Origin of the sequence: Xenophilus azovorans DSM 13620, assembly GCF_000745855.1 — a bacterium.
GTDB classification, from domain to species: domain Bacteria; phylum Pseudomonadota; class Gammaproteobacteria; order Burkholderiales; family Burkholderiaceae_C; genus Xenophilus; species Xenophilus azovorans.
On sequence record NZ_JQKD01000038.1, the window covers coordinates 48,002 to 59,419 of the forward strand.

Below are 11,418 nucleotides of genomic sequence, written 5' to 3' on the forward strand. Positions count from 1 at the left end.
TCCATGCAATGGAATTGCTGCCTTGTGAAGACGAGTTACAGGTAGCAATACTCGATGCCACCTAACAAGACCTACAGAAGGAGACGACATGAAAGACAAGCTGCTGACCGCTCCCTTTGCGGCACTCATGGCCCTTGCGGCGCTGACGGCGAATCTCGTGCTCGCGCCGGCGGCGCGCGCGGACATCACGGGTGATGGCGTGAAGATCGGCGTCCTCACCGACATGTCCGGTCCATTCGCGGACTCCACGGGCAAAGGCTCGGTCGAGGCCGCCAGGATGGCGGTCGAGGACTTCGGCGGCAAGGTGCGGGGCAAGCCCGTCACGGTGGTGGTGGCGGACCACCAGAACAAGCCCGACATCGCCGCGGCGGCTGCCCGGCGCTGGTTCGACGAGGACGGCGTGGACGTGGTGACAGACCTGGTGGGCTCCTCGGTCGCGTTGGCGGTGAATGAGGTGGCCCGACGCGCCAACAAGGCAACGCTCGTGACCTCCTCCGGCAGCCCGGCACTGGTCGGCGCCTCGTGCTCTCCCAATTCGGTCCTGTGGACCTTCAACACGCGCGCCCAGGCCGGCGCGCTGACCAAGGCGCTGGTCGACCAGGGGGCGAAGAAGTGGTTCTTCATCACCGTCGACTATGCCTTCGGCCATGCGCTGGAGGCCGACACAACCGCACTCGTGCAGAAGTTCGGCGGCCAGGTGATGGGGCGGGTTCGCCATCCGCTCAACACCACCGACTTCTCGGCGCTGCTGCTGCGCGCACAGGCGTCCGGTGCCGACGTCATCGCGCTGGCGAACACCGGTGCCGACACGGTGAACGCGACGAAGCAGGCCCAGGAGTTCGGTATCGGCCGCCAGGGCAAGCAGCGCCTCGCGACGCTCATCCTGCACTCCAACGAAATCCATTCGCTGGGCCAGGAGAACGTCGAGGGCCTCCTCAAGGGCTCCGCGTTCGAATGGAGCCTGGGCAAGGAGCGCACGGACTGGTCGCGGCGCTTCTACAAGCGCGTCGGGCTGATGCCCTCCCAGAACCATGCAGGAACCTATTCCGCCGTTCTGTCGTACCTCAAGGCAGCCGAAGCCGCCAACGCAGACACCGGCACTGCCGTGATCGACCAGATGAAGCGTATGCCGGTCAACGACATGTTCGCGCGGGATGGCCATGTGCGTGCCGATGGCCTTCACGTGCACGAGATGTACCTGGTGCGCATCAAGCCGAAGGCGCAGGCGAAGGAGGAGTGGGACTACTACGACCTCCTCGCGACCATTCCCGGGATCGAGGCCTACGGTGCGCCCGAAACGTCGGAGTGTCCCGCCGTCGCCGGCCAAAAGCGCAGCTGAATGCCGAGGCCTGACCAGTCAACGAAGGGCTGCGCGCCGATGGCGGCAGCTTGCAAGGACGCATGATGCAGCGCTACCAGCTTTACATCAACGGCGAGTGGGTCGATCCCGCAAGCGGCGCATGGCTCGACAGCACCGACCCATTCAGCGGTGACGCCTGGTGTCAGATTCCGCGCGGCGGGGCTGCCGACGTCGACGCTGCGGTCGAGGCCGCCCACCAGGCGTTCGCCAGCGGGCCGTGGCCGCGCATGTCGGCCACGCAGCGCGGCGCGATCCTGCGGCAGCTGGCGGCGCTGCTGGAGGCCAACGCCGAGCACATCGGACGCATCGAGCAGCGCGACAACGGCAAGCTGATCACCGAAGTGCTCAACCAGGCGCGTGGCGCGGCGCAATGGTTCTACTACTACGCGGGACTGGCGGACAAGGTGACGGGCCAGGTCGTTCCGATGCCGAATCCGGAGACCCTCAACCTCGTGAAGTACGAGCCACTGGGCGTCATCGCCGCGATCACGCCCTGGAACTCGCCACTGACCTTGACGTCTTGGAAGGTGGCGCCCGCGCTGGCTGCGGGCAACGTCGTCGTCATCAAGCCCTCCGAGTTCACGTCGGCGTCGCTGCTGGAGTTCGCGCGGCTCTGTGGCGAGGCCGGCCTGCCGCCCGGTGTGGTGAACGTGGTCACGGGCTACGGCGCGGAGGTCGGCGAGCCCTTGGTGCGCCACCGCCGCGTGGCCAAGGTGGCCTTCACCGGAGGGGACGCGGCGGGCCAGAGGATCAACGAGATCGTCGCCTCAGACCTCAAGAAGGTCACGCTCGAACTCGGGGGCAAGTCGGCCAACATCGTCTACGACGACGCGGACATGGAGCAGGCGGTGATGGGCGCGGTCGCCGGCATCTTCTCCGCAGCGGGGCAGACCTGCATGGCGGGCTCCAGGCTGCTGCTCCAGGACAGCATCCATGACGCGTTCGTGGCCCGGTTGCGCGCCGTGGTGGAGGATGCCCGCATCGGCGATCCCCGCGATGCGCAGACGCAGATCGGGCCGATCGCGACGCGCCCGCAGTTCGACAAGATCCTCTCGTACATCGACATTGCGACTTCGGAGGGTGCACGCTGCATCGCCGGCGGCGGCGCGCTGACCGGCGAAGGCTTCGGCCAGGGGCAGTTCGTCGCGCCTACGATCTTCGTCGACGTGCTGCCGTCGATGCGGATCGCGCAGGAAGAGGTATTCGGCCCGGTGCTGTCGGTGCTGCGGTTCAAGGACGAAGAGGAGGCGGTGCGCATCGCCAACGACGTGCAGTTCGGCCTGGCCGGCGCGGTCTGGACGCGCGATCTCCATCGGGCGATGTGGACTGCGGACCGGCTGCAGGCCGGCACCGTGTGGGTCAACAACTACCGGGCGACCAGCTTCACCACGCCGTTCGGCGGCTACAAGCGCAGCGGCATCGGGCGCGAGGGCGGTATCGACGCGATCAAGGAATACCTGCAGACCAAAAGCATCTGGGTCACGACCCAACCCAAGCGGAAGAACCCCTTCGTGATGGGCGGGTAGCGGGACGCGCCGCGCAGGACATGCCAACTTTCTCACAGAGGTAAACGTGAACGTCTCGGTCCAGGACAAAGTCTTTCTCATTACCGGCGCGGCCGACGGCATCGGCCACGCGATCGCGCGCCGTATGGTCGCGGAGGGCGCCCGCGTCGTGTGCGCGGACATCAACAGCGACAAGCTGCACGCCGCCGTGGCCGCGTTGGGGCCGAACGCGCGAGCGGTGCCGTGCGATGTGAGCCGAGAGGACCAGGTCGATGCGATGGTCGCCTTCGCGGACGCCGAGTTCGGCCGCGTTGACGTGCTGATCAACAACGCGGTTTGGAACATCGCGGGCCATCTCGTGGACATCGCGGCGGACGACTGGCGCCGCATGCTCGACGTCAACCTCACCGGGGTGTTCCTTTCCACCCGCGCCGTGCTGAAGGGCATGATCGCGCGCGGCGAGGGCATCGTGATCAACATGACTTCCGGCATGGCGGTGCGGGGCGTCGCGAACCAGGTGCCGTACTGCGCCATCAAGGCCGCGATCAACAGCATCACGAACACGCTCCATCAGGAGGTGTGCCCGCTGGGGGTGCATGTGCACGCCGTGTCTCCGGGCGTGGTCGATACCGCGCACGCGCGCCGCTCGGTCTCGCAGGAGCACATGCAGCGGGCGGCGCAGGGCTACCCCGGTGGCAAGCTGGGCGAGCCCGAGGACATCGCCGACCTCGTGCAGTTCCTGGCCAGCCCGGCCGGACGCAACATGGCCGGCGGGACGGCCATCTACATGAAGCCCTGACCCGATGGCAACCCCTACCTCCGGACGGCCGCGGATCGCGGTGCTTGACGACTTTCACGGCGTGGCGGGCGAGCTCGCCGATTGGGGGGCAGTCAGAGACCGCGCGGACGTCGACTTCTACGGCGACCATGTGGAGGGCGAAGCAGTCGCCGAGCGCCTCGCTTCCTACGATGCCGTGGTGCTGATGCGCGAGCGCACCGCCCTGGGACGGGCGCTGATCGAGCGTCTGCCCAAGCTCAGGGCCGTCTTCACGACCGGTGTTCGCAACCTTGCGATCGACCTCGAGGCGGCGCGCGAGCGCGGCATCGTGGTCTGCGGGACGGATTCGGCGAGTTCCACGGCCGAGCTGGCTCTGGGGCTCATGATCGCCCTGTCGCGCCAGATCGTCGCCGAGGACCGAGCGGTGCGTGCCGGGCGGTGGCAGACCGTGGTTGGCAGTTCGCTCCAGGGCAAGACGCTGGGCATCGTCGGGCTCGGCAAGCTCGGCGCGCAGGTCGCCGGCTACGGCCGGATGCTGGGCATGCACACCATCGCCTGGAGCGAGAACCTCACGCAGGAGCGTGCGGTCGGCCTCCATTGCGAGCGCGTCGACAAGCGAGCGCTGTTCACTCGCGCCGACGTGGTCAGCCTGCACCTGGTGCTGTCCGAGCGCACGCGCGGTGTCGTCGGCGCCAGAGAGCTGTCTTGGATGAAGCGCGATGCCCTCTTGATCAACACCGCGCGCGCTGGCCTCGTCGACATGGATGCGCTGGTGTCGGCCCTGCATGACGGCCGGATCGGCGGTGCGGCGATCGACGTCTTCGAGCGCGAGCCGCTGCCGCCGGATGCGCCGATCCTGAAAGCGCCTCGCACGATCTTGACGCCCCACCTCGGATACGCCACGCGCGACGCCTTCGGCGTCTATTTCCCCCAAGTGGTCGAGGCCATCGACGCGTGGCTGGGGGGCCGCATGATCCGTCCGCTGCAGGGGTGAGCGAACGCAAGACGAACGCACAGGCGCTTCGGGGACACGGAGCCAACAGAAAGGAGACAGCTTGCTTCCAGAAGCACCAACAGCCTCAGCGCAACACGCCGGGGTCCAACAGGCCGAGCCGGCCTACGCGATCCGCGCCGAGGGCCTTTGCAAGTCCTTCGGCCTGATCTCGGCCGTCCATGAAGTGAACCTGTCGGTGAAGGGGGAGACCATCCACGGCCTGATCGGTCCCAACGGTGCGGGAAAGACGACCGTCTTCAACCTGCTCACGAAGACCTTGCTGCCGACGAAGGGCCGCATCTTCTTCCACGGGCGGGATATCACCACCCTGAGCCCGGCGGACGTTGCCAGGCTCGGCATCGTGCGCTCATTCCAGATCTCGGCGCTGTTTCCCCACATGACGGTGCGCGACAACCTGCGCATCGCGCTGCAGCGGCGCGCCGGCCTGGCGACGCAGTTCTGGCTGCCGATGCGGTCGTTGAACCGCTTGGACGATCGCGCCGACGAACTGATCGCGACCGTCGGCTTGGGCAAGTTCGCTGAGCGCCAGGCGGTGGAGCTGCCGTACGGCCGCAAGCGTGCGCTCGAACTGGCCACGACCTTCGCGCTGGACCCGGCCGTGATGCTGCTCGACGAGCCGATGGCCGGCCTGGCGCACGAGGACATCGAGCCGATCGGCTCGCTCATCAAGACGATGGCAGCCGGCCGCACCGTCGTGATGATCGAGCACAACCTCAATGTCGTGGCGCGGATCTGCGACCGCATCTCGGTGCTGCAGCGCGGCGAGATCATCGCCGAGGGCAGCTACGACGCCGTCAGCGCCGATCCGCAGGTTCGCCTGGCCTACATGGGGAACGAAGATGACGAGTGACGCGGCCATCGAGATCGCCGAGCTCGACGCCTGGTACGGCGAAAGCAAGGTCTTGCACGGCGTGGGGTTGCGGGTCCCTCCGGGGGCCACCGTGGCGCTGCTCGGACGCAACGGCGCCGGCAAGACGACGACACTGCGCGCCATCATGGGGATCGTGCGCCGGCGCAGCGGCGCGATCCGTGTGCGCGGACGCGACGTCATGCGGATGCCGCTGCACCACATGGCATCGCTGGGCATCGGCTACGTGCCGGAGGAGCGAGGGATCTTCGCGGGGCTCACGGTCCAGGAGAACTTGCGGCTTCCCCCGAAGGTCGGGGGCGGCGGAATGTCGGATGCCGACATCCATGCGCTGTTTCCGAACCTCGCCGAGCGGCTCACGAGCGAGGGAACCAAGCTCTCGGGTGGCGAACAGCAGATGCTCGCGATCGCGCGTGCGCTGGGCTCGGGCGCCGACATCCTGCTGATGGACGAGCTCACCGAGGGACTCGCGCCGGTCATCGTGCAACGCATCAGGGCGCTGATCCAGGAGCTGAAGTCCCGCGGGAAGACGATCGTCCTCGTCGAGCAGAACTTTCGCTTTGTCAGCAAGCTCGCGGACCACTTCTACGTCATGGAGGAGGGGCGGGTCATCGACGAGTTTCCGCAGTCCGCCGTGGCTGCGCGCAAAGAGCAGCTGAACCGGCTGCTGAGCCTCTGAGGTCGACGTATGAACGTGTTTGAACTGACGCCCCAGATGGTCTCCGGTCAGCTGCTGGTCGGGCTCATCAACGGCTCCTTCTACGCCCTGCTGAGCCTCGGCCTGGCGCTGATCTTCGGCATGTTGCGGGTGATCAACTTCGCCCACGGCGCGCTCTACATGCTCGGCGCCTTCGTGGCGTGGTGGCTGCTGACGGAGCTGGGTGTCCCCTACGGGATCGCCTTGGTTCTCTCACCGTTGATCGTCGGCGCCTTCGGGGTGCTGCTGGAACGCGTGTTCTTGGCGCGCTTGCAGGGCAAGGACCCGCTCTACGGGTTGCTGCTCACCTTCGGGCTGGCACTGATCGTGGAGGGCTCCTTCCGGCATTTCTACGGCACCTCGGGCAAGCCCTATCCGATGCCCGAGGCCTTCCGCGGCGCCTTCGACCTGGGCTTCATGGTGCTGCCCTACTACCGCGCCTGGGTCGTGGTCGCCTCGCTGGCCGTGTGCATCGGCACCTGGTCCATGATCGAGAAGACCACGTTCGGTGCCAAGCTCCGCGCCGCCAACGCGAACCCGACATTGGTACAGGCGATCGGGATTAACGTGCCGCTGCTCATCACCTTCACCTACACGCTGGGGGCCGGGCTCGCGGCCCTGGCGGGGACGCTGGCCGCGCCGATCTACCAGGTCAGCCCCCTGATGGGGCAGCACATGATCATCGTGGTCTTCGCCATCGTCGTGATCGGTGGCATGGGTTCGATGCTCGGCGCGATCGCCGCCGGGTATCTGCTTGGCCTGTGCGAGGGCGTGGCCAGGATCTTCTATCCAGAGGCGGCCGGGGTGGTGGTGTTCCTGATCATGGCACTGGTCCTGCTGCTGCGGCCGACCGGCCTGTTCGGCCGCCAGTGAGGCGGCATCGTAGGTTCAAAGGCGTGGCCCGGCCGACAGATCGACCGCCGGCCGCTCCGTTCGAATAGGCAATCATTTCCTGGGGTGCTCGATGACTTCCAACAAGACCTTCCTGCTGAGCGTGGCGCTCGCGATCGTGGCACTGGCGGTGCTGCCGGCCTTCGTGTACCCGGTGTTCCTGATGAAGGTCATGTGCTTCGCGGTCTACGCCCTCTCCGTCAACCTCCTGCTGGGGTACGTCGGTCTGCTGTCGTTCGGACACGCGATGTTCTTTGGCGGCGCCGCCTACATCTTCGGCTGGCTGACCAAGGAGCAGGGATTGACACCCGAGCTGGGCCTCGTGGCTTCGGTGCTGTTCGCGAGCGGCCTCGGAGCCATCGTTGGACTGTTGGCGATCCGCCGGCTGGGGATCTATTTCTCCATGATCACCTTGGCGCTCTCGCAGCTCGTGTACTTCTTCTTCGTGCAGGCGCCGTTCACCGGAGGCGAGGACGGGCTGCAGGCCATCCCGCGCGGCGCGCTGTTCGGTCTGATCTCACTGGAGGAGACCGGCAGCCTCTACGTCTTCGTGGCAACGGTCTGCATGCTAGCGTTCCTGCTGGTCTGGAAGATCGTCTACTCGCCTTTCGGGAACATCTTGATGGCCATCCGGGAGAACGAGGTCCGGGCGGTTTCGCTCGGCTACCGTGCCGAGCGCTACAAGCTCGGCGCGTTCATCGCCTCCGCGGGTTTCGCCGGGCTGGCGGGCGCACTGAAGGCGATGGTGTTCCAACTCGCGTCGCTGACCGACGTGACCTGGCAGATGTCGGGTGAGCCCATCCTGATGATCGTGCTGGGTGGCGTGGGCACGATGCTGGGGCCCATCGTTGGCGCCGCCGTGGTGACCAGCCTAGAGCAGTACCTGGCCAGTTCGTCGCTTCCCATCCCGGTGGTGATCGGGACGATCTTCGTGGCCTGCGTCATGGCCTTTCAACGGGGACTGGTGGGCGAGGTCAAGGCTGCGGCCGAGGCCGCCAGGCGCTGGAGGCCCTCCGTGCGCGGTGGCCGCGGGGAGGGGTTGAGGCATGGAGATGGCGCATAGCAGGCGAGAGGTTCCGGTCTCGGCCGCCCCATCCTCCCAAGCCTAAGCGACGTCCGCAGGGCTCAAGTCGGCACTAGGCACCCGGTCCGCCGCTGGAATTTATCAGCCGATCGGATGGATGTCATCGAAGAAAACTGGCTTCCGAGGACGAGCCTCAGCGAGTATGGTCAGGTGACGCCAACGCCTCTCAGCGCCCGAGCCTTGCCTCCGTGTTCTCGTCCTCTCAGATCGATGGGGGGCGCGCGCGTCGAGGTCAAACCGCGGGTCATGACGCGTCTTCTGGCCGGAGGATTCGGAAGGGGCGAGCGGGCCCGGTGGTCATGCGGCGATGGCGCCTGCAGCTCGGCGCTTCACGGCCATCGAACAAGCGATTGCAGCACGCGCGCGACGGCATGTCGCACGGCTCCTGTATCAAGCGATAGCGATCGCCCCGCGTTGCATCGGATGCGATGCCGAAATGCCCCCAAATCCAATGCGATTTCGGCTGGCGCGGACATGGGAGTTCCTACAGCATGCGCACATGCCATGACTCGCAATGAAAGGGGCGCGCGGACGTGCAAGAGCAAGGACTCTCCGACGATCCTAGATGCGCGCTGCCGTCCTGGGATGTGTCTGTGGCAATGCTCCGCGCTGTATTGGACGGTGCGACGTACGACGTCGTGGCCGCCGCTCACGATGTCACGCGCACGGCTGTCGAGCGGCGCATCAAGACGGTGGCCATCCACCTTGCCGGCATTGCCAGCGTCGATGGTCTGAACATCAATGGGGCTGCATTCGTGCGGAGGCTGCGCCTCCATCGCGAAGCGCTGCACACTGCGCTTGAAAGTCTGGAACCTCCCGCCGCAGCCACCGCACGGAGCATCCGCATCCTGAACGAGGACGAAATCGCCGCGGGTGCGCAGCGGATCCGGCGGCGCAGCCAGCAGCCGCTGGAGGATCTCGCCCTGTACTACATGCTCTTCGCGATCGGCGCCCGGCCGCTGGAGATCGCGCGGCTCGAGGTGCAGGACTACCTGGACGTCACCGGCAGCGTGCGCCGTCTCTCGCTGATGCGCGCAGAGGTGGCCATCACCTGCCGCGCGCGCCCGCTCTACTTCCGAAGTGGCAGGCTGGACGACGCGCTGGATGCGTATCTGGCAGAGCGGGTTCGGCGCCGGGCGGGGCTGGGTGTGGAGGGCCAGTTCCGTGGCCTGGACCCTTCGAGCCGGCTGTTCCTATCGAGCAGCGGCAGGGGCTTCGAGATCGTGCCCTATGGGGAGGCCGGTCAGCGACGGTTTCGCTGCAGGGGAATCCAGGAAACGTACCGCAAGCTGCTACGGTACGCGGAGCTCGACAGCGTCACCGCGCTCACGGCACGGCACACCGTGGCCGATCGGCTGTACACCCGGGGGGCGGACGAACTGCAGGTCGGCTTGCTCCTGGGTATTGCGGAGCGCAGCGCCGTGCGAGAGCAATTCCCCCGCCGCCAGCCCACACTGGATGAGCTGACACGCGATCTGGTATAGCGGCGATGAGCGAAGACGTCTACGAGACCGAGTCCGAGGGGCAGCGCTTCGCCATCCGAGGCGGCGTCTTCATGGCCAGTGATCCCGGCCTGCAGGAGTTGCTTGCCGCGATCCACGATACCGCGGAGCGGCCGCGTTGCCTGTGCGTGCCGGGCGGCGTCGAGATGTATGTCGCCCGGCATCGACGATACGTGGTCAAGCGCATGCCGGAGACCGGCGGAGACCACCATCCGTCCTGCCCGTCGTACGAGCCCGAGGGTGCCTTCTCGGGGCTGGGGGAGTTGGTTGGTGACGCGGTGCTGGAGCCCGAGCCCGGTCGGACCGAGCTGCGTGTGAACTTTCCGTGGACTCGCATGGCGGGGCCATCCGTCGCTCGCGGAGAAGCAGCCCCTTCATCGGAGATCGCGGTGCCGCGCCGGCGCATGTCGCTGCGCGCAGTGATGCACTTTCTCTTTGAGCGCGCCGGCTTCAATCGCTGGACGCCGGCGATGGCAGGTCGCCGCAACCAGGGGGTATTGCACAAGTATCTTGTCGCCGCAGCCTCGGAGATCGAGGTCAAGGGGATTCCTCTGGCCGACCGACTCTATGTCCCGGAGCCGTTCAGTGAAGGCGCGAAGGCCGACATCGCAAAGCGCCGCAGAGAGAAGCTTGCGATCCTGCAACCCCATGACGGACAGGCACCCTTGGCCCTGGTCGTGGGGGAGTTCAAGGCATGCGATCGGACCGACCATGCGTGTCGCATCTGGATTCGGCACATGCCCGACACACCCCTGTTGATGCCGGCACGGAGCTGGGAGCAGATGGCCCGCGTGCACGCGCCAATGCTCGAGGCTCGCGATGCCGACAGCGGGCATCGCGTCCGTCTCATGATGGCCGCCTTGATTCGCGCGCGCCGCGAGTTCACCTACGAGATCGATACGGCCAGCCTGATGCTGGTCAGCGCGAACTGGATTCCGCTGGAGGGCATCCACGAGTCGCCCTTGCTGGATGAACTGGTGTCGCGACAGCGGAGGTTTCTCAAGCCTCTGCGCTACGACGCCTTGCACACCGCAGTGTTTCCGAGCGTCCTGCTGCTGGATGCTGGCCCGCAACCCATCCCCCTGCACATCCTCAGTCCGTTCGCTGGCGCGAAGGAGCGGGCAGCCAAGGAGAGGGCGATTGCGACTGCGGGTGCCTGGGCGTGGCGGATGGACCAGCCCATGCCCGAGCTGCCGGCTTTGGCTTCCTGATCCATTGGCGCGAACTGCGGGTGGGCGCTGAAACGGGCGGGCTGCCCGAGCCGGCCGGGGAGGTCCTGCACCGTGGTACGCGCAGCGACCAAGGGCTTGAACGCGTCTGATGCTGCGCGACCATGAATCGTCGATTTGGACTGTTCATGAAGGAGCGCCACATGACGAATGCTGTCGTTTCGGTGCAAGGCGGACCGCTCGCTTTGCCCTCGCTGTTGGGCCAATCCTCGGCCCGTATTCCCACGGGAGGCAAGATCCGGCCCGGCATCATGGTCTTGACTCGCATGACCCTGCCTAGATTTCACGTACAGCAAGAAGTTGGAAACTTCAAAGGTACGGAGAATCGAGATGAAAGAAGGCAGGCTGCCCAAGAGGCAGTACACAGAGGAATTCAAGGCCGAGGCCGTCAGGCTGGCGGCCTCGGTGGGCGGCCACGAGGCAGCGCGGCGCCTGGGCGTGCCGGTGGCCACGGTGGGAAACTGGTCCAGGCGCGGTGTTGCCTCGGCC

11 protein-coding genes are annotated in these 11,418 nt (G+C 66.5%); all 11 read left to right on the forward strand.

What is annotated here, in order from left to right; translation table 11 throughout:
• The first annotated feature begins 88 nt into the window (after positions 1 to 88).
• The gene (locus Q392_RS19245) at positions 89 to 1,339 is read left to right on the forward strand and encodes an ABC transporter substrate-binding protein (protein ID WP_084217209.1); all 1,251 of its coding nucleotides are present in this window, start codon (positions 89 to 91) and stop codon (positions 1,337 to 1,339) included.
• A gap of 65 nt (positions 1,340 to 1,404) precedes the next feature.
• The gene (locus Q392_RS19250) at positions 1,405 to 2,886 is read left to right on the forward strand and encodes an aldehyde dehydrogenase (RefSeq protein WP_038211185.1); all 1,482 of its coding nucleotides are present in this window, start codon (positions 1,405 to 1,407) and stop codon (positions 2,884 to 2,886) included.
• A gap of 46 nt (positions 2,887 to 2,932) precedes the next feature.
• Positions 2,933 to 3,664: an SDR family NAD(P)-dependent oxidoreductase gene (locus tag Q392_RS19255; RefSeq protein ID WP_051953767.1), complete on the forward strand. Its 732-nt coding sequence runs from the start codon at positions 2,933 to 2,935 to the stop codon at positions 3,662 to 3,664.
• A 4-nt stretch (positions 3,665 to 3,668) separates the two neighbouring features.
• Complete coding sequence (locus Q392_RS19260) at positions 3,669 to 4,637, forward strand: D-2-hydroxyacid dehydrogenase family protein (protein ID WP_038211125.1); 969 nt, start codon at positions 3,669 to 3,671, stop codon at positions 4,635 to 4,637.
• Positions 4,638 to 4,767: 130 nt separating this feature from the next.
• Entirely contained in the window at positions 4,768 to 5,508 is a 741-nt protein-coding gene (locus tag Q392_RS19265; protein WP_038211187.1) for an ABC transporter ATP-binding protein, read from the forward strand.
• Positions 5,498 to 6,205 carry an ABC transporter ATP-binding protein gene (locus tag Q392_RS19270; protein WP_038211133.1) on the forward strand — a complete coding sequence of 236 codons (708 nt, stop codon included), beginning with the start codon at positions 5,498 to 5,500 and terminating at the stop codon, positions 6,203 to 6,205. The genes Q392_RS19265 and Q392_RS19270 overlap by 11 nt, the downstream gene beginning before the upstream one ends.
• Before the next feature lie 9 nt (positions 6,206 to 6,214).
• On the forward strand, positions 6,215 to 7,096 hold the full coding sequence (locus tag Q392_RS19275; protein WP_038211140.1) for a branched-chain amino acid ABC transporter permease: 882 nt from the start codon (positions 6,215 to 6,217) through the stop codon (positions 7,094 to 7,096).
• Positions 7,097 to 7,187: 91 nt separating this feature from the next.
• Positions 7,188 to 8,177 (forward strand): branched-chain amino acid ABC transporter permease, encoded by a 990-nt coding sequence (locus Q392_RS19280; RefSeq protein WP_084217213.1) that lies wholly within the window; start codon positions 7,188 to 7,190, stop codon positions 8,175 to 8,177.
• 659 nt (positions 8,178 to 8,836) lie between these two features.
• Positions 8,837 to 9,682 carry a site-specific integrase gene (locus Q392_RS19285; protein ID WP_245610760.1) on the forward strand — a complete coding sequence of 282 codons (846 nt, stop codon included), beginning with the start codon at positions 8,837 to 8,839 and terminating at the stop codon, positions 9,680 to 9,682.
• Positions 9,683 to 9,687: 5 nt separating this feature from the next.
• A complete protein-coding gene (locus tag Q392_RS19290; protein WP_038211145.1) occupies positions 9,688 to 10,911 on the forward strand; it encodes a DUF1173 family protein in 1,224 nt (407 codons plus the stop codon).
• Between the two features lie 348 nt (positions 10,912 to 11,259).
• On the forward strand, positions 11,260 to 11,418 hold a 159-nt coding region (locus tag Q392_RS19295), incomplete at its 3' end, for a transposase (RefSeq protein WP_038211147.1).